Raw genomic sequence first — 23787 nt, forward strand, 5'->3', positions numbered from 1 at the left:
CTAATTTACTGTAAATGTTAATAACTCACTGGCTTCCTTATAGCCCTCTTTGGCAAACATTCTAATAATCTGTCCAGATACAAGGGGATGGAAATATGTCTTAAAAGAGAATGAACCGTCACTTTGCACGCTCTCTGAATCATAGACTTCATTATTCTCATTCATTAAAAAGATTGTTGTATAGACACCATTACTCTTCACTGCTCCAGAGTATGTTCCTTGAATTGTTGCGTCTCCTGCATTGACAATACCAGCCACTCCAGGTGTATCGGCTTTAGTGGAGGGTTCTATTGTAATATATAAAGGGTCGCTTGGCAGCTTTCCTTCTTCAGTGGCAATAACATAGATCCGATCCCCGCCATGCAAATAAGTAGACCATATCCCAGATTGCCAATATCCTGTGTTCTTGTCTGAATAGGATCCTACATAGACTGGACGGCCATTTTCGTAAAATACCTCAATGACGGTACTTTTAGCAGCACTACCATTTAACTGTGTTGTATACCCATACACTATATTGTTATTTAGTATAGGTTGGCTAGACTTATCTGTAAGTTCCACCGCCGTAACTTCAACAGCATCACTTATTAGCTTCCCTCTGGCATCAGCTCTAATGATCAGCTTATCACCAGGAAGTACAAGACGATTAGGAAAAGACGGCATATACATATAGAATTCTCCCTGACTATTTGCTTGAGACTCATGTAGCAGGGTACCATCATCAAAATATAAATAGACTTTAGCAAAAGGCTCTGCTATTCCATTAAATGTGGTTTCATTATATGCATAAACTGAAGATGTAACTCTTGGCACAGAAGTCGCTACGGTTGGAGCTATTACCGTGAAGATGGAGGGCTTACTCTCTTTTAGTAATGGTGCTTCCGCTGTAATTTGGTATTGTGTATCACCAGTGAGTTTCACATTCCAAAATAGAGCTGTACCATTAAACGTGGGAACACTATCAATAACTTCACCATTCATATCTTTGAGAGTTATGTTTATATCATACTTATACTGTACAAAAGCTCTAAACTCCGTATCATCACTATACACCACACCAACCACTGTAGGAGTAGGTGTAACTGGTCTGCTGACTACTACGACCGGAACAGGCTTACTAATGAGTTTCTCATAGCCCTTGGCGGTAATATATAGAGTCTCCCCTACAACAGGACGCGGATTTAAAGGGACCGAATATTTTAAGTCGTGTCCTTGATAGCTGATCTTTTCCTCGCCGAGAATAGCTCCGTCTGCACGTTTAACAACAATGGTGGATTCTCCTTCAGCCGTGCCGTAGATTGCCCAATCATTCTCGTAGACAGTTTCCGTTACAACCGGTGTTGCTGTTACAGCAGTAGGTACTATGACAGTAACGGAGGAAGGCTGGCTTTTTCTTTTGCCTTGCGCCTGAGCATAGACCTTCAGCTTCTCACCAGCAGGTAAGGGTGCGGTATTCCACAAGAAGAGGTCAAACATATTGCCATAGCTGCTAGATTTCCCAACAATCGTTCCATCTTCCCGGGTTATTGTAATTTCTGCGGATGAATCTTCTATAGTGCCTTTAATTCTTCTAGTATCCTCGTACACCACGCTGGTCACTACAGGCGCCTTAGTCTGCGGTCGTTCGACTACTTTTACCTCAAACCGCTGACTGGTCCAGCCGCGATCCGTGTATAGAGTTACAAAAAGTTTATCATTTTCCTTAAGCTGCAGGTCAGGATTGTAGTAATATAAATCAATGCCAAAGAATGTATCATATTTACCGCTAAGGGTATTCAGTTGCTTTCCGTTTTGAAGTTCAATCTTAACATTAAAGGGCACACCCAAACTTTTGACACTGCCTCTAATGTAAGCCATATCTGTATAAGTAATTGGATCAACCTCAGCTTCAGGCAGCTTCTGTATAACTGTGAGGTCCGGCAGAACCAGATTTTCGCCTGCTTTCACAGTAAATTCATCTGTATAATAAGTGTACGGCGAGATAGGGATAAGTACAACATAAGTCCCCGGCACCACATTATCAAAAGCAAACTCGCCGCCCTTAGCAACGATAGCCATAAAAGACCCCTGTGTATCCCTCGCTCCTCTTAGATAGATATGAAGGTTGTAAGCAGGAAGCGGCTTATTCTCCGTATAAGGCTGAACAAACAAACGTCCAGTTACGCTTACGTTAGCTTTGGGCACTGTAATCGCTTCGGATAATACAGGGCTACCGCTCTTATACGACAAGGAGTATACCGCCAGTTGCTCAGCCTCGCTATTCGCTATCGAAGGAATTGTAAGTTGAACTGTTGCTTTATTATCAAGCAGCGTAACGAGAGTAACCTCTACCTTATGAAACTCGCCACGATTAACCTGTTCGAGAATTGCGAAATCAGCAGCATCCGGTAGACTGTCCAGGTTCCGGTTAAATTGGACTTCTACCATGCCGTTTGCAGCAGTAATTCCGGTTACAGATAGCGCCGGTACAGGAGTAGACCCGTTCCCACCATCAGTACCCGGATCAGGAGAACCACCGCCACTACCGCCGCCTGGGCCAGGGTTAGAGGAGCCTCCACCCCCGCCGCCAGTTACAGGTGCAACAGGCTGTTGTTCTTTTGGCAGCTTAGGGTCCGGTATGCCTTCCGACAATACAATGCCTTTGACTTGGCCTTCGCCGGAAATCTTCAGCTTACTCTTCATTTCCAGCTGATCAATAACAACATTCTTGCTGAAATTCAGAGTAGGAATCACCAGATTCTCTTGGATGAGCAAATTAGCTACGCTGCCTGAGCGAACATTGAACTCTTTGAGGCTGCCGCCTACAGAAACCTTCTTAAAGTCTCCGGCAAGCACCACTGTCCGCTCTGATGACGATGTCTGGGCATTAGGAAGCACGGTTACATTCACAAAACCGTCGCCGGAAAGATCCTTCTCTTCAATAACCGCGCTGGATAGAATCTGTACGTCCTGCACAGCGCTTGTACCCTCAGCTACAACTCTCACCGCATTATTCAGCCTATTCACAGATACTGTGTTTAGTTTGCTGTTGCGGATATGAATACTGTTGCTGCCTCCGCCTTCAATACGTGTTACACCGTCTACTTGAACTTGTTCCAGGAAGGCATCCCCCTCTGCCACCTCTTTAGCAATGACGAGGTCACCCCGGATATGCATATTGCGGAGCGTAACATTGGAAGCTGTTATTCTCACATTATGCTGTACTGTGCTAACTGCGGAATCTCCAAATGCACCTGCCTGATCATAGACCACTGTACTCAGAGACAGCGCCTTCTTAATGACCACTACAGTCTCGGCACGGGTCATATTGCGCTGCGGTTGGAAGTTTCCATCCGAATTCTTGCTCATAATCCCCTGATCCAGAAGATACTGGGCGGCGGGTCTGCTCCAGGCAGGGATAAGATTCGCGTCCTGGGCAGAGACGGAGACCGTTGCCCCTTTACTGTCAAAGCCTAATATTCTGGATAAGATAACTGCAGTTTCCTGTCTTGTGATTGGCTTGTCAGGACGGAAGGTATTGTCGCTGAAGCCGCTGATATATCCTTGAGCGATAGCCTTCTGCACTTCTATGTACGCAAAATTCGCCGGCTTCAGATCCTTGAAGCTGATAGCCTTCGTATCCGAATACTTAAACGCTCTGTTCACAAGAGCTACAAATTCACCTCTGGATACTTCAGCCCCCGGCCGGAAGGTATGATCGGGATAGCCGGTAATGAGTCCTTGATCCAGCCACTGCTGAATATCGGATTCCGCCCAGTGTCCTTTGATGTCTGCCATTTGCCCGGCATCGGCGTAACTCCGTGTAAAGGGTAGAAGAACAAATAATAAGACGATGAAGCAAGTATTTCTTAATGAACGATGGATAGCCAAGAGATTAGGTCACTCCCCAATAGAATTTATAAAACAACCGGGACTAAAGTCTATACCCAAGCCCAGTGCTTTATGGTAATTCTACAAATATACCATTTATCCTTTTTTTCACTGTTAAAATTTTCACTCTAGCCGGAGGTTGTTCAAAATATTTTATGAAAACTCCATACCCGCACAAGCCGCCCCCCAGGTTCTGAGTAAAATAGAGTAAATAGAACAGTGAGGTGAATGACGAATGGCAAATGCAACAAAGCTCCGCAAGCGGGCACAGCAGCTAAAAGGCCAGCCGGTCTGCATCACTTTGCATAATGGGCGTTCCTACGTGGGGTGGATCACAGACCTGAACCAGGAGGCGGTGATCCTGTCCAGACCAAGCACGCGTAAGGGGCCACCATCGAAACGGAAATCCTCCTCCACTGCGCGAAAAGCAGAGGTATCCGGCTTCATGCCTCTACTCGGCTCGCTCATGGGCGGGGGAGGCGCGGCTGCCGGTGCCGGGGGTCTGGGACGGCTCATGGGGATGTTCGGAATGGTGCAGAAGGCAATGCCTGTCATGAAGATGGGCTACAGTATGATTAAGTCCATCCGCCCCTTCCTGGGCGGTCTCAAGGGCTTAATGGGCTGACTTTTCAGGTGCAAGTGAAACCAAAAGGGCTGTACTCTCCTGTTCAGGGAGGGCACAGCCCTTTCTTTACAATCGGTTTTTCCGCCATCTATCAATAGGACGCTGCCGGTCTATTTTTTGACCACCTTGAAGTTATCCTCAAGCAGCAGCCAGTTCTGCGGAAAAGGCAGGCCAAGCTTCCAATAGCTGATGCCCCGTAGATTAAGCTCCTTGATCAAATCGAACTTGGCCTGGATCGAGCGGGCATCCTCAAACCATACCTTATGCTGCTTGCCCTCGTCATCTGTGTAATTAAAATGCGGCGCCTGGGCTCTATAGTCATACTGAATGGCGGTATTCCTGTTCCTGGCCAGATCAATCGCCGCTTGCGGGCTCAGCGCTTTGGCATACTGGCCCCCGGCTACAAAGGGAAGCGTCCAATCATAACCGTACAGGTTCTGCCCCATCATGATTTTGCCGGCGGGCATCTCACTGGCTGCATACGTCAGCACCTGACGGACAGGTCCTATAGGCGAGACAGGCATTGGCGGTCCCCCGCTGTATCCCCACTCATAAGTCATGATAATGACGAAATCGGTAACCTCGCCATGAACCTTGTAATCATGTGCTGTATACCAGGCCCCAACCTGTGTTGCACTGGTCTTAGGAGCCAGGGCAGTGGACAGCAGGAACCCTTCCTTGTGAATGAGGCCTGCCGCTTTGCGCAGAAAAGCATTGTACGCTTCACGGTCCTCCGGCCGGAGGAACTCCATATCAAAGTGGATATCCCGGAAATTCACCCGCTTCGCTTCCGTAATAATATTCTTCAGCAGCCGGTCCTGAACCTCCTGATCATTCAGAATAATACGCCCCAGCTCCGAGCTGAACTTGCCCTCCTCCAGATTCGTCACAACCATCATCAGCGTCACCTGATGCTCTGCCGCAATGGAGGCAAGGCCGTCCAGAGGCGGCGCCTCAAGCGTCCCATCCCGCTTGATCCGGAAGCTGAACGGTGCGAGATAGGTAAGCTCAGGAGCAGCATCACGGGCAGCATTCTGCAGGGCCTGGGACACCTCCTCTCCCCTGGGCTCAAGATAGGCATTCACTTCCGCCTGCCGCCTGGGCACCGGAGGAAGGTACAGACGTAATCCGACTTGCAGCGGCTGGCTCAATGACAGCCCGTTCACTTCCGCCACCTCGCTGGCCTTCAGGCCGAATCTCTTGGCGATGCTATATAGGCTGTCGCCTTGCTGAACCCAATAATACTGCCCGGCAATCGGGATTACCAGTGCCTGCCCTGCCACCAGCATCCCGGGTGCGGACAGCTGATTCGCCTCAGTTATGGTATCTGTGCTAACCCCATAGGCCTCTGCAATTCCATACAGCGTCTGGCCCGGCTGCACCACATGTATTTGCATACGTTCCTGCCATCCCTTCATAGTAGCCGTTATATCTCTATTTTATTCGGCGGCCTTACAGGTATGCGGATTCAGGCGGAAACAGCATCACAGCACACGGCATATCAAGTAGAAGCGGCTACGCTCTCCTTTAAAAGGACGTTTATTCGTTTCAGCGAGAATCAGAAGGAGCATTTATCGTGTGCAACATATGCAAAAAGACACCCGGAGGGTGTCTAGTCGCTGGTGCTATGAATTATTCGGTTACATTATATTGATGCTATAAGTGGTACAGCTCCGTTCTGCGCTTAGACCTGCTTGAATTCAATCCATTCAATTTGCAGGCCGGGCTTAACGAAGTCCAGCTTCATCTCGTACATACCCGCTTCCAGCTCCACCTTGACCAGCTTCTGTCTGATCCATCTGCCTTCCGTCCCATTCGTCTGAATGGTGGTCACGGGTTGTCCATTCAGCGTCAGGTTGCAGGCGCTTTGGGCAAGCTCAGGTTCAGGAGACATGATGCTGACAATAATACGGTATTGACCGGCCTCGTCCACCTGAATATAAGTCGGGCCGGACTTGGCAGGGGTTACCTGTCCGTTCTCGCTTAGTGTCTGAACCTGCTCAGCCACAAGGCTCGAATCTGCTGTGAAGGTATCTACGGATTCTATAATCTCGTGCTTTCTGGAGAATACCGGCGCCTGCATGATGAATTCGCAGATGTTGATGGCCGAGCGCTGAAGCTCGCCACGGGTAAGCGTACCATTCTCCAGCGAGGCGAGTGTATTGTCGTCATAAGCATTGACTTCAGCTCCGTAATTGCTGACGACCATGTACAGATCATTTTGAGCCCGGACCATCCAGTTGGTATTCTTACGGTCTGCCGGTCCTCCGTTCACCACATCATTCATAATCGCCCACCAGTCGGTCATTACGATCCCCCGGAAGTTCCATTCGCCGCGAAGCAGCGTGGTATTGAGGTCATAATTGGAGGCCGCCCAATGTCCGTTAACCGGATTGTAGGAGGTCATGATCGAATTGGCTCCGCCCTGCTTCACGGCGATTTCGAAGCCCTTCAGGTAAATCTCACGAAGCGCACGTTCCGACACGACAGCATCGACCTTACTGCGGTGCTTCTCCTGGTTGTTGCAGGCAAAATGCTTCAGAGTGGCATTGGAGCCGCCCTTCATAATCCCGCGTGTACAAGCGGCAGCGAAGATCCCGGAGATCAGCGGATCTTCAGAGAAGTATTCAAAGTTACGCCCGTTCAGCGGGCTTCGGCGGATATTGAGACCCGGTCCCAGCAGCGCATCTACCTGGTTGCGCAATAATTCCTGGCCTTCCATAACGTAGAGTGCTTCCACCAGCTCTGCATTCCATGTCGCGGCCAGCAGGGTGCCAATGGATACCTGGGTTGCCTTTTCTCCGCTGTCCATACGGATACCGGAAGGACCGTCCGCTGTAGCTGCAACCGGAATGCCGTAGCTGAACAGGCTGTCGCTCACTCCCCCGAACGCCGAAGCCGTACCCGGAGTAACCAGCGGGCTGCTCATGCCTTCGCCTCTGACGATCGCCGCCAGATCATGGTCGCTAAGCTGGGCAATGAATGTGCTCATGCTGACTTTGCCCTCATGCACATCTCTCAGGGTATACCCCTGATTGCCGGTCTGTTCCAGTGTCTGCGGAAGATTGCGTTCAATCCGCGCTGCCAGATCCACCTTGCGTGTAGGCACCTCGGAGGAGCTAAGCTCATAAGAACCGTCTGCCTTCCGGGCACCCGGCTTCATTCTCATGAAGCTTTCGGTAGGCGCCATCGCTTCCTGGAGCTGCTCTACAACCTCAAGCTCGTCCAGTATATACCCGGCTTGTCCATCAACACCGACTTCAGTCACAGCTTTAACACTGGTTCCCGCATAGAAACGGTAGGTTCCGGCTTCCAGCACATAAGCGGAAGGGTGCCCGGTCACTCCGGCGTCATCATAGGAGGCCATGGAATGGAGCGGGAAGCTCACCAGCAGCCGCTGGGATTCACCTGGCTCAAGCAGCTTGGTTTTTGCGAAGGCTGCCAGCACTTTGGCCGGCTTACCCAGTTGTCCCTGCGGCGCTTCATAATACACCTGCGCCACTTCTTTACCGGCATAGGCTGTTCCCGTGTTGGTTACAGTTACACCGATTTCAAGCTGTACCCCGTCTGCCGCCTTCACCAGCTTCGCTTCCTCCGGCTCCAGCTTGAAGGTCGTGTAGGAGATGCCGTAGCCGAATTCATACTGAACCTTATCGGGACAGAAGGTCTCGAAATAGCGGTAACCCACATAGATATCTTCCTCATACAGGTTCTTGAACTCATTGCCGTAGTTGCTGGTCGAAGGGTAATCCTCAATGGAATACGCAATCGTATCCGTCAGCTTGCCGCTTGGCGTTACTTCTCCGGACAGTACATCTGCAATCGCGTTGCCGCCCTCCATCCCGCCATGCCAGGAATAGATCACAGCAGAGATGGGGTTCACATAAGCAGCGTCATTCACCCAGCTCATATCCATAATATTGGAGACATTGAGCACCACAACCGTTTGTTCAAAATGAGCGGTAACCTGCGTCAGCATAGCCTTCTCATCTTCTGTCAACCGGTAGCTGCCCGGTGTATCGGCATTATCCTGGTCCTCGCCCGCAGTCCGTCCAATGACCACAACCGCCTTGGCTGACTGGCTTCTTGCCTGCTTCACCAGTTCATCCGTTAGCGGCATTTCCTTCTGGTTCCACGGTTCAGCGGCCCATACCTTCCCGCCGTCGTCGAACGGGTTAAGCCCGATCCAGGCCTCATAAGCTGCAGCCAGCTCTTCATTAACGCTAAGGTTCTTCTTGCTGCGCAGTCCATCCAGCAGATTCGTCGTATATGCAACGTGAACGCTCCCGCCCGATCCTGTACCGCTGCGGTAGTAATTCACTTGTATTCTGCCAAAAACAGCAACGCTCTCGCCGTTACCCAGCGGAAGCACCTGTCCCTCATTCTTAAGCAATACCGCACCTTCCGCGGCTACCGTCCGGCTAAATTCTGCAAAACCCTCTAAGGGCACTCCAATATTCTGTGTACTCAATTGGTTTCCTCCTGTTAGTAAATTCCGGGCTTGAGTGCTGCTGATTCTATAGATCACGCCTTCCCCTACAGGATTCACGGTATCTTGAAGGAGACCTAAGGTCCGCATCTGTTCAGCACATCCTTCTAAGAATAAAAGCTCCAGCCTTAATATACAAGTAACACTTGCCTGAAAGCAAAGTCTAGGCCCATCTGTATCATAAAAAAACGGCTGTATATAATAAAAAGACACCTGTGCGGGCGTCTCCAGGCACTGCCATATACAATTCGCTCCACCTGATTGATACAGCGGAGCTTCTATCTATTTCATCTGCGGCGACGGCCTTTCATCATGCGGTTGTACATGATCAGGGCGGCAACGATCATACCCAGCATGGCGACACTGCCTGCCGATTCCTGCGACATGCCAAACATAAGACAAATACTTGTCACTAACTGTCTTGTCAGCAGAGCAACCGCAATCAGCATGATGGGCCGCCATATGTTATATCCTCTCACTTCAGCAACACTCCTAACCCGATTTTCAGTAATTCCATGATTCTTCATTCTCAGAACAATCACCTCCTATTATAGCACAAGAAGGAATGCGCATACATTCTACCGGGGGATGGTTGCCGCTTCACGATTTTGACAAGAACGTATGTTCGGTATATAATGCATTCATATAAGGGGGATTGAGACCGTGGATGTCATGGAGAAATTAGAGATTCTAACCGCTTCAGCGAAATACGATGTGGCCTGCACTTCAAGCGGTTCCAGCCGGGCAAGCCAGGCGGGAGCGCTCGGCAATACCTCCGCTATGGGCATCTGTCACAGCTTCGCGGCAGACGGACGCTGCATCTCACTGCTGAAGGTGCTTATGACCAACGGTTGTGTATATGATTGTGCCTATTGCATCAACCGCAAATCCAATTCTATCCGCCGGGCGGCCTTCACCCCTGAGGAGATCGCGGATATCACCATGCAGTTCTACCGGCGCAATTACATAGAAGGACTATTCCTTAGCTCTGGTATTATGCGGAGCCCGGATTATACGACCGAGCAGTTGATAGCGGCGCTGGAGCTGCTGCGGAATGTCTATCATTTCAACGGCTATATCCATGTCAAGGCCATCCCCGGAGCTGACGAGGTACTGCTGTCCAGACTCGGGCTGCTCGCTGACCGCATGAGCGTTAACATCGAGCTGCCTTCGCAGGAGAGTCTCGGATTGCTCGCTCCCGATAAGAGCAAGGTATCCATCCTGAAGCCGATGGGGCTGATCTCGGGCCGGATTAAGGAGAACCGCTCCGATATCGTCAAATATAACTACGCTCCCCGGTTCGCACCTGCCGGACAGAGCACCCAGATGATCGTGGGGGCTTCGCCCGATACAGATTACCAGATTCTCAATCTGACGGAAGGCTTATACCGCAAATACGCTTTGAAGCGCGTATTCTTCTCCGCCTATACTCCGGTGATCGAGGATTCACTGCTGCCCTCCCTCGATACCAAGCCCCCGCTGCTGCGTGAACACCGGCTCTATCAGGCCGATTGGCTGCTGCGCTTCTACGGCTTCAAGGCGAGTGAACTGCTGGACGAAGCGGTGCCTAACTTCAACCCACTGCTGGACCCCAAATGCAGCTGGGCTGTCAATCACCGGGAGCAGTTCCCCGTTGAGATTAACCGCGCCCCATATGAGATGCTCCTGCGTGTACCCGGCATCGGCGTGAGGAGTGCCCAGCGGATTGTGAAGGCAAGACGGGCCGGGGCGCTTGATTATCATGCGCTGAAGAAGCTCGGAGTTGTCCTCAAGCGCGCCCAATTCTTCATCACCTGCAAGGACAAGCCGCTGGAAGGACTGAAGGTGAGCGAGCATACCCTGCTTCGCTCACTCATGTCCGGACAGCAGCTCGCGCCTAACCAGCCTCCGCAATACGAGCAGCTGACTCTATTTGACGACTTCAACCTGGCGGCTCTCCCGGCAGCCGGGGGATGGGACGGGTTCAAGAAGGGGGCGAAGACCTGATGTTCCAGCCGTCCGCACTGGCTTACACCTATGATGGAAGCTTCGAGGGCCTGCTCTGCTGTGTATTTGAGAGTTATGTATGGAGGGAGACTCCGCTTGCAATTCATGCCGAAGGCGGGGAACAGGGCCTGCTGCTGGAAGCGAAATGGATCGGGACCGACAAGGACAAGGCTGAGCGGGTACTTAAATCCATTCCGCTGCGGATCAGTCCTGAAGCCGAGGAGCTGGTCCGCATGGGCTTCTGGACCTGCGAACCCGATAAGGAAATGCTGCTGCTGAGGTTCCTGTATCTAGGCTTCCAGCACGGGCGCAAGGTGATGAATATGCTGGCCGATGACACCGTCAATGCGCTGATGAAGGCCGTGCAGCAGCTCCGGCGGGAGGGCCACCTCTATACGGGATTTGTGCGCTTCTCCGTATACGGCCAGGTTATGGCCGCAGTCATTGAGCCGCAGGGATACATCCTTCCTGTGATTCAGAAGCACTTCTGCGACCGGTTCCAGGGGGAGAGCTTCATGATCTACGACCAGACCCACGGAATGGCGCTGGTTCATGAGCCTGGGCGGGAGGCCATTCTCCCTTTAAGCGGATGGACACCGCCCGAGCCGGATGAAGCTGAGGAGGCCTACCGCCGCTTATGGACAGGCTTTTATCATGCCATCGGAATCAAGGAGCGCCGCAACGACCGCTTGCGTTCTTCACTGATGCCGAGACGCTACTGGAAGCATATGGTCGAGATGAACGGCAGCAATGGCGTTCCTGCACACAAAGGGAGTGCCCCCGGCCATTTACATGACCCTCCGGGCACTCCCTCATTGGAGCTAACTATATTGAAATTACAGCCTGCATCTGACGATTAGTTCAAAGCCTTCCATACCCAGTTCTCAACCTCTGGCAGATCAATGCCTTCTTCACGGATGTACTGGTGATGCTTCTTCACCATAGCGTCCATCTCGTCAGCAATGGCCTGATAGTTGCCGGCATCCGGCAAGCTCAGTACGGCTTCCTTCGTGAGGTCGAAGCGGTCCATCTGATTGAGCACACGCATATCGAATGGTGTAGTGATATCGCCATTCTCGCGGTAGCCATGCACATGCAGGTTATGGTTGTGGCGGTCGAAGAACAAGTCTTTGATCAGGCCTTCATAGCCGTGGAATGCGAAGATTACCGGTTTATCCTTTGTGAAAAATTGATCAAACTCCTCGTCAGATAAGCCGCGCGGATCAAGCTTCTGGCTTCTCAGCTTCAGCAGATCGACCACGTTGATATAACGGATCTTCAGCTCAGGCAGCTTCTCATGGAGGATCGAGATGGCAGCCAGGCTTTCCATCGTGGGCTCCGTACCGGACGAAGCAATGACAACATCCGGCTCTCCGCCTTTGTCGGTGCTGGCCCAGTCAATGATTTTGAGGCCTTTGCTCACCAGCTCCTGAGCTTCATCGGCCGAGAACCACTGTGGACGCGGGTGTTTGGACGATACGATCAGGTTGATCTTCTGACGGTCATTCAGGATCGTGTCGAACACAGCCAGCAGGCTGTTCGCATCGGACGGCAGATATTCCCGGATGAATTCAGGCTTCTTATCTGCCAGGTGACCCAGCAGACCCGGGTCCTGGTGGGTATAGCCGTTATGATCCTGCTGGAACACGGTCGATGTGGCAATCACATTCAAGGATGGAATATCTTCACGCCAGGTCTGGTCTGTAGCCTTGCGCAGCCATTTGAAGTGCTGGGTAATCATCGAATCCACCACGCGCAGGAAGGCTTCATAGCTGGCGAAGAATCCGTGGCGTCCTGTCAGTACATATCCTTCCAGAAGGCCTTCTGCCTGATGCTCGGACAATTGGGAATCAATGACACGGCCGTAAGGGGCCAGGAATTCATCCTGAGGCTCCTGGATGGAGTCCATCCATTGGCGCTTGGTTACTTCAAACACAGGTCCCAGACGGTTGGACATCGTTTCATCCGGCCCGAAGATTCTGAAGTTACGGTTCTCTTCGTTGAGGGTGACCACCTCTTTCAGGTATTTCCCCAGTACCGCCATATCCTGGGCAATCACTTGACCCGGAACGGAATTATCAAGGGCATAATTGCGGAAATTCGGCTTGTGCAGATCTTTAATCAGCTTACCTGCGTTAGTGACAGGGTTCATCCCCATCCGTCTGTCGCCGGTAGGTAGGATCTCCGCCAGATCAGCGTTCAAACGGCCGTTCTCATCGAATAATTCTTCAGGTCTGTAGCTGTTCAGCCATTCGAGCAATGCCGGTGCATGCTTCATGTTCTTCTGGTCTACCGGAATCGGCACCTGATGGGCACGGAAGGAGCCTTCATTCGGTACGCCATCCCATGCCTTCGGACCAGTCCAGCCTTTAGGGGTACGGAAGATCAGCATTGGCCATACAGGGCGTGTAGTGTCGTTATTGTCACGGGCATTCTTCTGAATCGCTTCGATTCTCTCAATGATGGTATCCAGAACCTTAGCCATTTCCGGGTGCAGCAGATCCGGATTCTCGCCTTCCACGAAGAAGGCCTCCCAGCCATTTCCGGCAAAATAGGCGGTTAACTCTTCTCTGCTCATACGGGACAGAATGGTAGGGTTGCTGATCTTGAAGCCGTTCAAATGCAGAATCGGCAGGACCGCGCCGTCTGTAATCGGGTTGATGAACCGGTTGGAGAACCATGAAGCAGCCAGAGGACCGGTTTCCGCTTCGCCGTCACCTACAACGACAGCCGAGATCAGATCAGGATTATCCAGAATTGCGCCAACACTATGTGACAGGGAGTAACCCAGCTCGCCGCCTTCATGAATCGATCCCGGTGTTTCAGGAGCAGCATGGGAGGCCACGCCGCCGGGGAAGGAGAACTGTTTGAATAATTTTGTGAGTCCAGGAATATCCTGAGTGATCTGCGGGTAGATTTCGGTGTAGGTTCCGTCCAGATAAGAGTTCGAGACCATGACCTGGCCGCCGTGTCCGGGACCCTCCACATAGAACATATTCAGATCATATTTAGTAATGACGCGGTTCAGGTGGGCGTAGATAAAGTTCTGCCCCGGGATCGTTCCCCAGTGTCCGATCGGCTTTACTTTTACGTCTGCGTCCTTCAATGGTTCTCTTAACAACGGGTTATTCTTCAAATAGAGCTGACCTACGGAGATGTAATTGGTTGCGCGCCAGTAAGCGTCAAGCTTTGCCAAATAAGTTTTAGAAGAATAATCCACCTGTGCGGTTAATAATCCCATGTCTTCCACTCCTAATTTTTGTCTTTGTATTTTGAATGTATCACTTCTACAGTTACATCATACATCGGCATTTGAGAAATTCAATCTTTTTAACAATTGATACGGTCCAATATTGTGAAATTTTGAACATAGTATGAAATCGGGAGCAATAAATTTATATATAGCCCTTATTTTATAATTTATGTAAATAAATTATATTCAAATTTTCGATGAAAATGCTGCTATAGCCTCTCCCTTCTAGACATCACCATTCCGAATACGGTATCATTTTGGAATTACTTACAAATTTACATCATAAGCATATCACCCAGCTGCTATCAGGAAGGAGATCAGATATTCGTGAGAACTTCATCCACCCCCTCCCGATCCCGTATTAAGGTAAAAGTAACCCTTACAGGACTTATCCTTCTTGCCGCAATCGGCCTGTGCCTTTGGACAGGGTTCGGTTTATTCTTTGCCAAAAGCGGATACTTTTATCAAAAAGGAATTGTCCGGGCCTTAAATGCAACCTATCAATCTGAATTTGTTATCGTGTCTAAAGAAGGATTAAATGAGGACGGGTATCAGGTGTTTAAGGCATCACCGGCGAATGACCGCAGCTTGGTATTTACGGTAAGCCGCACCAACGGCCATGTGGATGGCGGTCTTCCGCTTAGGAGACAGCTCAGCAACAATTATGAGGAAACCGCTCAAAATAAGTATTATCCTCTTCTGGTTAAGAAATATTTTGGCATTGAGCTGCAGGATATTCCTATGTCTATTTATCGGGGAACCCGTTCGTCCCGGGAGATATCTGATGAAAATTACGTAGCGGTGAACCGGGAGAATCTGGACGAGATCGCCTCCAAAGCCAAAGCATTCTTCAGTGAAGCAGAAAGCCACCGTCTAAAACAACTTTTTCTCCGTTTTGAAGATGACCTGGGCGTTTCCTCCGAAGATGCAGGCTTAGCTATTCAGCGGCTTGAATTGCCAGGCTTTGATTTTAAAGTAGGAGAGCACTGGAAAAAAGGATTCCGGCCTTTGAGTGAAGATGAGCTTAAACAGAAAATCGTAAGTCAGGGGGGACGGGGGATTGCCGATCGGGTGGCCTATACCTTTGATACAGAATATCCGGACTTCAGCGGGAATTTCGCAATAAAGTTTACAGGGAATGATCTAAACAGCTTTGAAGCCTATGTGTCCGCCCACACAATAACAGCAGAGAAAAGGGAAGAGGCTCTTGCTGAAATTTATGAGGCCTACACCAGGGTGATTATGTTTATCCCTAAGCTGCCGCTTAACATGACTGCTCTTCACTTGAAGTACGAAACCAACACGGAGACAGAATCAGTAACCCTCAAGAAAGAAGAAATAAGTAAAGTCAGCAGCCTGGCTGCCCTGAAAGAGCTGTTCAAGCACTCCCAACAAACTGTAAACCCTCGCTAAACCGAAGCTGAATTATATGCAGATCCCAAAAAGACCGGGAAATTCCCCGGCCTTTTTCGTTAATGAACAGACACGAACGTGTTGAACTTGAGATACTCATAATGGAAGCGCATATGCGAGAATTCAAACGGAGTGCCGTTATCCAGGAAGAAGATCCCCTCCATAATCCCCACGGGTTCATTCTCCTTCAGATGCAGCAGCTCCTGATCATTCGGCAACGACGGCTCGGCAAAGATAGACAAAAAGGATTTGGTGACCGCCAGATTGCGCGATTCCTCCAGATAATGAAAAATCGACCCCTCGATAATCGTCTGGTCGAGATTTTGCACGATTTTGATCGGAATGTACCCGGTCTCAATCATAAAAGGCTCACCATCAAACAGGCGCAACCGTACGATCTTATACACGAAATCATGGGGCTGCAGGAACAGATCCCGCTGAAGCTCCTCCGTGGGCCGGATCACCTCGAAATTCAGCACCTTGATCTCCGGCTTCTTGCCGTGCATCTGGAAATTGTCCGAGACCCCGAGATTGGAACCTTCGTAATTGAAAATCGAATCGTTTTTTATGTATAACGGATTGATGAAGGTGCCGGAACCGCGTTTTTTGAAAATAATGCCCGAGCTCTCCATCTTGGTCAGCGCGCGCTTAATGGTACTGCGGCTAACCTGATAAGCCTCGCTAAGACTGCGCTCATCCGGCAGCTTCATACCGGCGTACTGGCCTGCAAAGATCTTCATTTTGAGGTCAGCAATAATTTGCTTGTAGACAAATGAGGTCATGGGGCGCTCCTTCTTCGATCTTAACAGAACTAAAGACATTCAAGATTAAATATATCATAATTAAGATAGAACGGGCAAAAAGGATGAATCCACGGATTCACCCTTTTTGACGTTTCTTATCCCAGCCTTTATACCATTTGACGATCTCAGGGTTGGGCTTCTCTGACAGCTCCGCTTCCATCACCGTCTCCAGCAGCGTATACTGCCTTTGCACCAGAAAATGAAAGCCCATCCGGTCGCATATTTTCAAATATAATAACTGCGCCTGTTCCTCTAACGGATAACGGGTACAGACTTGCTCAATGTGCTTGAAGGCCTGCTCAAAGTCTTCGCTCTCCATATACCAATGAACCAGATTCAGCTTCATTCTGATCCACTGCAGCTGGAAGCGCTGCCTCTCAAGCTCTGCCCACACATAATCGTACTCCTCCAGATATTCACTCTTGAACAGCTTCAGGATTCGTTCATATTCGGACACTGTATCCTCCGAGAGTTCCAGGCCAGCCTTGATGAAGGAGTCGAACTCGTCAACGTCGAGGTATACCCCGTCCAGCCTCAGCAGATAGCCGTCCGCCGTGTTTTGCAGCAGAATCCGGTCTCTGCCAAAGGGCTCCAGTATTCTGCGGATATGATATACAGCAGTGTATAACTGCGGGTAAGCTTTGTTCAGATCAAAATCAGCCCATAGTAATTCAATCAAAGTGGCTTTACTGACCACTTTTCCACGGTGATGCAGAAGATAGAAAAAGATTTCCTGGGCCTTCGCCGTTCTCCATTGAAGCGGAACATGATACTCCTGCGTTCCTTCATAGATCCGGAAGGCATCTAACATCAGGATTCTCCAGCTTGTTGACTCCGGCGTTGTTGAGGCCGCTATCTCATTCCTCCGGTGAGCATACAATCTCCGTACCGTTAGCCTCAGACGATCCATGTGAATCGGTTTAAGCACATAATCCAGAGCATTCAGCTCAAAGGCCTTGATGGCATATTTATCATATGCCGTTACGAATACAACCTGCAGATGGGGCTTGCGTTCGAGTAGCATTTCCGCCAGCTCGATCCCGTTCAGCTCCGGGATATGGATATCGAGAAACACAACATCGACATCGGTCTCTTCCACCTTTAGTTTGCCTTGCAGAGGATCAGTATATTTGCCGATGATTTCAAAATCACCGAGTCTGCGCAGATGGTGCTCCAAGTATTTCAACGCTAATTCTTCATCATCAATCAGGATTGCTCTCATTCGGATCTCCTTCACAACTGGGAAATCGGTACAACCGTATGTTCATTATACTTTAATTTTTAATAATTTAGGGGCTGAAGGAGAATTATATCTCCTCCAGCCCCCATAGTTTATTCTGAGATCAGTTGTTCCTTCTGCTCACCGTCGATCCGGTACTGATGATCCACCACGGCTTCCTGGATATCCAGGTAAGCCCAATGATTCTCGGACACATCCGGGAATTTGATGGCTTCTGCTCCATGCAGCGGGCCGCGGTCAAACATCTGATTGACGATCACTACAGCTTCGGCACGGGTCAGATAGACATTCGGCTTGAAGTTGCCGTCCGGGTAGCCCTTCAGCAGGCCTGCCGTCACGTTAGCTTCGATTACAGCTTGTGCCCAGTGTCCTTTTGTATCATTGAAGCTGGATTTACCGTCCGAAGATACAGCGAGCTTCATGTAGTTGGCAGCAACGGCTGCCATCTCCGCTCTCGTAATCGGTGCAGCAGCCCGGAACTGTCCGTTCGGATCACCCTTCATCACTGCCTGTGCGTTAACAAAGGCAATGGCTCCTGCCGCATAATGCCGCAGAGCAACATCCGGGAACGGAAGACGGCTTACTACCGCTTTTTCATCATAATTCAGATTTCTGGCGATCATCAGTGCCATCTGTGCACGTGTTACCCGTTCGTCCGGCTTGAATTGACCATCCGGGAAGCCAACGATATAGGATTTATGTGCAGCAGCCTGATTATTGAAGTTGATGATGGTAAAGGTGCTGAATTTCGTGATCGAGAATTCCAGTCCAAGCAGTCCCTCTTTGTAGGTAACCGCCTTTCCTTTCACAACTTCTTTGGTGCCGTCCGTATGCTCGATGAAAATACCCAGCTGCGCCAGGAACGCCTTGCGCTCTGCTTCATTCGCAGGCAGCTTCACATCTTTGAGCGGCAGAATCAGAGTGACTGCCCGGCTGGACAGGTTCGTCTCGATGGTCATCGGTCTTGCGACCACTTCAATCCGATTGTCCTTCGCCACTTCACGGACTACAGCCTCAAGTGTGGCTCTCTTCTCAATCTCATTGCGCTCTGCTGCATTCCTTACCGGTACTAGCCGGAAATAGAAATCCTGCCCGATTCCTTCCAGAGAAGCGTTCGGGATACGGATGATTGCGTTCTCTGTGTAGATCTCAAGCACAATGCCATTCTCTTTCAGCAATTTGGCAGTCTCTGCCGGAATCTGGACATTCACTTCACTGACATTGTCTGCCGGATCCGGAATGACCACACGGGCGATGCTTTGTCCCGTCTCTTTTGCTTTCTTCACGGCTTCTTCAGCCTTATCCTTGGTGAAGCGGACCAGATCCGTTATCGTTCCGTTGCTGTGAGTCGTCCGCTGGACCGGCACTTTCGTGATGCCAGCCACATTGGCTCCGCCGATGGCCACATCTACCTCAATGACTTCGATTTTGGTGGTATCTGGAGCAGGAGCTGGTGCGGAACCTCCGCCGCCACTCGAAACAGGCTCTTGTCTGGTAACGATTATCGTATAAGTGTTCGTTTTACCAGCGGAATCCTTGACGGTAACCAGAACTTCATTCTTACCTACTTTTAGAGGGAGCGCTTTGCTCCAGTCTCCGTTCGTCACCTCTACCGGAGCCTCACCGGCAATGCTGAGTGTTACCACCGCACCCGGATCAAGTGTAACCGGCTTGAATGACATTTCATATACACTGTTCGCGACGGATACATCATAGCTAGCAGTTTCAGGCTTGAACTCAGGCTGAAGTGTGCCGCTCGAAGGATCAAGCGATACGAGCTTCCCGCTTGCGCGGATAACCTGAATCTGGTATTGCCCCAGCTTAACGCCCGGACGCTTCGCATCCACAATATCTACCTGGATGATGTTCAGCCCTTCCTGAAGCGGCAGCTTGCTCCAATCTCCGTCAGGAACCTCTACACCGTTCAAGCTAACCTTGCGCAGCGTACCGTCCCCTCCTGACTTAGCAAGATTCAGCGCAATGGTACCCGTCTCATTAGGCACGGTCGCCTGATAGCCGCTTGGTACATCCGACTGGAAGGCTGGACTTAAGGGTACCGGCTTACCCCCGACACTTAATCCCAGACCGTCCTCAGGCAGCTTGCCTGCGTCTGAGATATACTTGGAATCCCCGCCAAGATCAATTCCCGGCTGCAGACCCGTAAGCGGGTTATTCTTGTTGCCATTCTCCGTTACGTTGCCAAGCGCTGGATCGTAGCTCAGCAGACCGCCCTTATGATCAGCAGGAATCGGAACGATCAGTTCATTGCCATTGATCTCAAAAGGCTCCTGAAGCGGCACTCCGCCGTAAGTGAATCCGGCCAGATCCGTTAAGTCGTTGATCGGCTTGTTGAACACCAGCTTAAGCTTGCCCGCTTCGGGATAGGCGGCAATCAGCTGAAGCGGAATTACATTGTTATCCTTCGTGATGCCTGACTGGTCGCCGGCTTGGATCGGCTTCAATTCGTTCAGGACGTTGCCCTCAGCCGTAACATTACCGGCAGCAGGATCGTACCCTACGACCAGTGGATCATTTGGACCAAGCGCATCCTCCAGAACGACTTCTACTTTATCGCCCTGTACAGACTTCACAGCAATAACCTTCCGGCCATCGACGGTAAGTCCGGTAAGATCAGCCTCGGTCAACATGGAACCTACAGGCTGGTTGAACGTCAATACCGCGTGATCCGGCTGACCTTCGTTCACCGCCACATGGGTCAATTCCAGCTGCGGCACTGTAAACGGCACCAGCTTCGTTTCGGTTCTCACTTCATCGCCGAACGTTTTGGTTGAAGTGACTGCCACATGGTAGGATCCCGGTGCAAGCGGCCCCGGCAGCTTAGTATCCCATTTGTAGACATTATCGGTTACGGTAATTCCCACCTCAAGGTCAAACAGATAGGCGTCGGGATGGGCGTCCACATTATAGACAGCAGCCGTAACTACCGAGTCCAGTGCAGCTTGTCCGGATACCGGGAGCGGGAAGTCTGCTCCATATACCTCTGTTCCCTTCGCAGGCTCTTGGATCTGCAAAGAGTCACCGAATGGACCGTTCGCGATCAGGGTAAAGTCTGAAACGGGCTCTTTCCCCGGTGTCTGAGCCTCGATTGCCGATTGCTCGTCATCGTATTCGATTCTAACCACAGGGTCATTAACCAGCGGGCTGGCCAAGGTCAGAATAATGACACTGGGATCTTCGGACGATACTACAGCCTTCGTAACATCAACCAGTTTTCCGTCCAGTGTCACTCTGAAGTCGTCCGTCGGGTCCGCATCGTTTCCATTGAATTTGACCGGTTTGTCAAACTTTATGGATACCTGATCGTTTCTTCCGGCTGTGTAGCTGGCTTCCTCAGCCACAGGCGGCTGCTTCACCAGTCCCTCAACCGCATCCGCCACGCTCTTGCGGGCAGCTTCTACCTCTTCTGGAGAGGAATGTTCATCTTTTAGAACAGCCTCGGCATCATCCACTGCCTTTTTGAGAACGGCCAGAGATTCCTTCGTATAGACCTGCGGAGCGAGGTCGAGAATTCCCTGCGCTTCACCGGCATCCGTTTTCAGCGCTGTTTTGTCCACCAGTGTTATGGTTGTGTTAATGCTGGTGTTGGAATCGCCTGGCATGCCACCGTATTCAACTAGGTAGGCATTCACAAGGCTGTCGGTTCGATAATCATTCCATGTACCACTTTCAAAGATATGAACCACATGCTCAAACGTGGAGTCATTAGGCTCTCCGCCATCCCAGTTAGTGTACATCTCACCGTAAGTTGCATCCGTAACCTTGGCGGAATCATTTTTTCCCCCAGCAGCTTTATAACCCTTATAGAAAGGAAGCCCGGACTTGCCTTCGTACTGCAGCCTCCCTTCCGGTCCAGTCACCCAGCGCCAATCGCCGTAGTCTTTATATTTTTCAATGTTCTGCAAGGTGGAAACGCGCGTGATCGCCCTATCGTTCAGTTGTTTATTTTCTTCCCGGGCCACATCTTTCCCGCCAATCCAGCCAATTCCCTGCGCCTTTTCGGCGATAAAAGCGTTCTCATCCGCATCAGTAATCGTCACCAGATACCCTTTGCGTCCATAATAGGTCTTCTGTTCGGCATCTGTCTTGGCATCCGGCCACTGGATGTTTGCATGCGTCACATACTCATAAAAATGGCCATTTTTATTAAAGGCGGGAACAGGGCCAAGGCCGAAGGTCAGACTGCGCTCTCCTGGCGATGTCATGGTAAACTTGGCGTTCTTCAGTACATTCTGATACTCTTGGGTCGAAGCCTTGCCTTCTAATATATAGACGCCGTTCCCTGTACTGGGTTTAAGTGTAATTCCTGTGTTTTCCGTTACAAACGTAATCTTGTCACCCGGCTTATATCCGTTAATGACAACCGTGGCGCCTGTCATTTCTTCACCGGCATCTGCGGTTATAGATAGCTCCGGGAAGGTTAAGTTTACAGCATTGCTGCCGTCTTTGGTGAAGCTCCGGTACTCCTCCGAAGTGAAAATTTGTTCCGAACCCTCATTCTCTGCGACTGCCGCATGGGCCACGGGGCCGGCCAGCGCAAGGTTGGCAGCGACCAACGCAATCGACAAAGAGGCGGCCAGAATGCGGGACCCTCTTTTGTTCCATTTCTTCGATGTTGTCATTTTCTCTGTACTCCTCATCTAAATGTACTGTTATTGCATCAGCCGATACTGAAAATCTTCATTTACTGCTTGTCCTTCTTGCTGCCTGTACTGCTTGCCCTACCTGTAATTCCCTCCCCTCTAATGCAGATGTTCACCAAATTGTGCTAAACGGAAATGGCCGGTTTGTGTATGATAATCTCTTAGTTTCTAATAGTATCCGACAGACCTCTACATTAACTCTACAAATCTCCTTTATTGTGACAAAAATCATTGCGTTTTTATGAATCGCCTCCACCCTTCGTAGGAGATATTATAATTCCCACTCATAGATGGTGGTGCTATCGTTCTCTACATAGTAAAAAAGACACCTCAAAAGGTGTCGTCTGATCCTGCATATGGGTCAGAGGGAGGGTTGGTATAATAGCAAAATATTTTTGGCCGCTCAGCTATGCGGAATTTCATAGGTAGAGTCATTCAGTACCGGTATAACCATCTTCTGAATCTCCTGCACCCCCGGCATAAACCCCAAATTATAGTACACAGATTCCGCATCATTCCCCTCCATTACATACAACCTCAGCAACGGATAAGTACCCTTCAGCATCGTTAGCGCTCTTTGCAGCATCCGTGTTGCCAGTCCTCTTCCCCGGTAAGCGGGGTTAACGCCGATGCTATAGACTGCCGCCACCTGATCCTGCAGACATAACCGGCAGTTGGCAATGAGCTGTCCTGTGGCCTTATCAAATACCAGCGTGGAGGCCTGTGTTAATATTTCATTAGAGTAATCAGGATCAGTAGGCAGGAAATCTCCCACAACGGTTTGCTTCCGCCGGGTCGCATCCAAGCCGCCTCTAAAGCTCTCCCAATCACAGCGGGCAATCTCTTCTGTAAGGATGAACCGTTTATCCCCTGCCTCATTCTCCGTACTTCAGGGCTCTCTATCCGCAGGTTGTCCTCCCAGTCCACTTGAAAAACCTCTGTAGGCCGCTGCATCCAGCGGCATCTGAATTCATCCGGCCAAAAGCCTGCACGCGCATATAGCTGCACCTGATCCGGCAGAACCTCATAGGTCCGTATGGGTTCCTTCCGGTCTGACCAATGAATCAACAGCCCTTTAAGCAACTTCAATACTCCGAATGAATCGCTGAAGGGCGGGATTACAAATAGATGATAGATCACATTCGGTGACATCCGGACTCCGCCGATTTTGCTGTCTCCTTTATATATCCAAAAGGCATTGCTGCGCGGATTCGCATAACTCTCTTCTCTAAAAAATCCGTTATATCTCATATTATAATAGACCGAGCAGTACACTCCCCATTCTTCCGGCTCCGCTCTGCGGATAGACAAATCGTTCGTCAACTCATAGCTCATCTTGTCTTCAGACCAACCCTTGACCTGCATCCTGCACCCCTCCTATGAATGATCTCCACTATCTTAACCATAAGGTTCCCGGGCTCCAATATAGCAAACAGTTATAAAAAGA

The 23787-nt window shown here is 50.3% G+C and carries 14 protein-coding genes; 4 read left to right on the top strand and 10 right to left on the bottom strand.

What is annotated here, in order from left to right; all coding sequences use genetic code 11:
* The gene (locus HQN87_RS16275) at positions 1-3870 is read right to left on the bottom strand and encodes an S-layer homology domain-containing protein (protein WP_216857324.1); all 3870 of its coding nucleotides are present in this window, start codon (positions 3868-3870) and stop codon (positions 1-3) included.
* A 235-nt stretch (positions 3871-4105) separates the two neighbouring features.
* Between HQN87_RS16275 and HQN87_RS16280 the strand changes: the two genes are divergently transcribed.
* The gene (locus HQN87_RS16280) at positions 4106-4495 is read left to right on the top strand and encodes a hypothetical protein (RefSeq protein ID WP_173135435.1); all 390 of its coding nucleotides are present in this window, start codon (positions 4106-4108) and stop codon (positions 4493-4495) included.
* Between the two features lie 110 nt (positions 4496-4605).
* Here the strand turns inward: HQN87_RS16280 and HQN87_RS16285 are convergent, their stop codons facing one another.
* From HQN87_RS16285 to HQN87_RS16295, 3 genes are all read right to left on the bottom strand, one after another.
* The gene (locus HQN87_RS16285) at positions 4606-5892 is read right to left on the bottom strand and encodes a glycoside hydrolase family 18 protein (protein ID WP_173135438.1); all 1287 of its coding nucleotides are present in this window, start codon (positions 5890-5892) and stop codon (positions 4606-4608) included.
* A 287-nt stretch (positions 5893-6179) separates the two neighbouring features.
* Positions 6180-8966 carry a glycoside hydrolase family 3 C-terminal domain-containing protein gene (locus HQN87_RS16290; protein WP_173135441.1) on the bottom strand — a complete coding sequence of 929 codons (2787 nt, stop codon included), beginning with the start codon at positions 8964-8966 and terminating at the stop codon, positions 6180-6182.
* A gap of 305 nt (positions 8967-9271) precedes the next feature.
* Positions 9272-9463 carry a hypothetical protein gene (locus tag HQN87_RS16295; protein ID WP_036726332.1) on the bottom strand — a complete coding sequence of 64 codons (192 nt, stop codon included), beginning with the start codon at positions 9461-9463 and terminating at the stop codon, positions 9272-9274.
* 193 nt (positions 9464-9656) lie between these two features.
* Between HQN87_RS16295 and HQN87_RS16300 the strand changes: the two genes are divergently transcribed.
* Positions 9657-10970, top strand: coding sequence for a putative DNA modification/repair radical SAM protein (locus HQN87_RS16300; protein WP_216857335.1), 1314 nt, complete (start codon positions 9657-9659; stop codon positions 10968-10970).
* Positions 10937-11830, top strand: a complete 894-nt coding sequence (locus HQN87_RS16305) for a TIGR03915 family putative DNA repair protein (protein WP_254075519.1) — start codon at positions 10937-10939, stop codon at positions 11828-11830. The genes HQN87_RS16300 and HQN87_RS16305 overlap by 34 nt, the downstream gene beginning before the upstream one ends.
* Here the strand turns inward: HQN87_RS16305 and HQN87_RS16310 are convergent.
* Positions 11827-14211 (bottom strand): phosphoketolase family protein, encoded by a 2385-nt coding sequence (locus HQN87_RS16310; RefSeq protein WP_173135447.1) that lies wholly within the window; start codon positions 14209-14211, stop codon positions 11827-11829. The two genes, HQN87_RS16305 and HQN87_RS16310, sit on opposite strands and share 4 nt — an antisense overlap.
* Positions 14212-14550: 339 nt before the next feature.
* Between HQN87_RS16310 and HQN87_RS16315 the strand changes: the two genes are divergently transcribed.
* Complete coding sequence (locus HQN87_RS16315) at positions 14551-15636, top strand: hypothetical protein (protein ID WP_173135450.1); 1086 nt, start codon at positions 14551-14553, stop codon at positions 15634-15636.
* A gap of 59 nt (positions 15637-15695) precedes the next feature.
* On the opposite strand, the gene HQN87_RS16320 is transcribed toward HQN87_RS16315, so the two are convergent.
* The 5 genes from HQN87_RS16320 to HQN87_RS16335 form a co-directional block, all read right to left on the bottom strand.
* Complete coding sequence (locus HQN87_RS16320) at positions 15696-16418, bottom strand: GntR family transcriptional regulator (RefSeq protein ID WP_173135455.1); 723 nt, start codon at positions 16416-16418, stop codon at positions 15696-15698.
* A 97-nt stretch (positions 16419-16515) separates the two neighbouring features.
* Complete coding sequence (locus HQN87_RS16325) at positions 16516-17661, bottom strand: response regulator (RefSeq protein ID WP_173135458.1); 1146 nt, start codon at positions 17659-17661, stop codon at positions 16516-16518.
* 110 nt (positions 17662-17771) lie between these two features.
* The gene (locus HQN87_RS16330; RefSeq protein WP_173135461.1) at positions 17772-22319 is read right to left on the bottom strand and encodes an S-layer homology domain-containing protein; all 4548 of its coding nucleotides are present in this window, start codon (positions 22317-22319) and stop codon (positions 17772-17774) included.
* Between the two features lie 424 nt (positions 22320-22743).
* A complete protein-coding gene (locus HQN87_RS32365) occupies positions 22744-23115 on the bottom strand; it encodes a GNAT family N-acetyltransferase (protein WP_367272734.1) in 372 nt (123 codons plus the stop codon).
* A complete protein-coding gene (locus tag HQN87_RS16335; protein WP_254075521.1) occupies positions 23067-23705 on the bottom strand; it encodes a hypothetical protein in 639 nt (212 codons plus the stop codon). The genes HQN87_RS32365 and HQN87_RS16335 overlap by 49 nt, the downstream gene beginning before the upstream one ends.
* Positions 23706-23787: the final 82 nt, after the last annotated feature.

This window comes from Paenibacillus tritici (assembly GCF_013204885.1).
Taxonomy (GTDB): Bacteria; Bacillota; Bacilli; order Paenibacillales; family Paenibacillaceae; genus Paenibacillus_AQ; species Paenibacillus_AQ tritici.

Coding starts and splice junctions, on each gene's coding strand:
- HQN87_RS16325 (WP_173135458.1), bottom strand. CDS start 17,661: ATGAGAGCAATCCTGATTGATGATGAAGAATTAGCGTTGAAATACTTG.
- HQN87_RS16330 (WP_173135461.1), bottom strand. CDS start 22,319: ATGACAACATCGAAGAAATGGAACAAAAGAGGGTCCCGCATTCTGGCC.
- HQN87_RS16285 (WP_173135438.1), bottom strand. CDS start 5,892: ATGCAAATACATGTGGTGCAGCCGGGCCAGACGCTGTATGGAATTGCA.
- HQN87_RS16280 (WP_173135435.1), top strand. CDS start 4,106: ATGGCAAATGCAACAAAGCTCCGCAAGCGGGCACAGCAGCTAAAAGGC.
- HQN87_RS16320 (WP_173135455.1), bottom strand. CDS start 16,418: ATGACCTCATTTGTCTACAAGCAAATTATTGCTGACCTCAAAATGAAG.
- HQN87_RS16335 (WP_254075521.1), bottom strand. CDS start 23,705: ATGCAGGTCAAGGGTTGGTCTGAAGACAAGATGAGCTATGAGTTGACG.
- HQN87_RS16310 (WP_173135447.1), bottom strand. CDS start 14,211: ATGGGATTATTAACCGCACAGGTGGATTATTCTTCTAAAACTTATTTG.
- HQN87_RS16300 (WP_216857335.1), top strand. CDS start 9,657: ATGGAGAAATTAGAGATTCTAACCGCTTCAGCGAAATACGATGTGGCC.
- HQN87_RS16305 (WP_254075519.1), top strand. CDS start 10,937: ATGGGACGGGTTCAAGAAGGGGGCGAAGACCTGATGTTCCAGCCGTCC.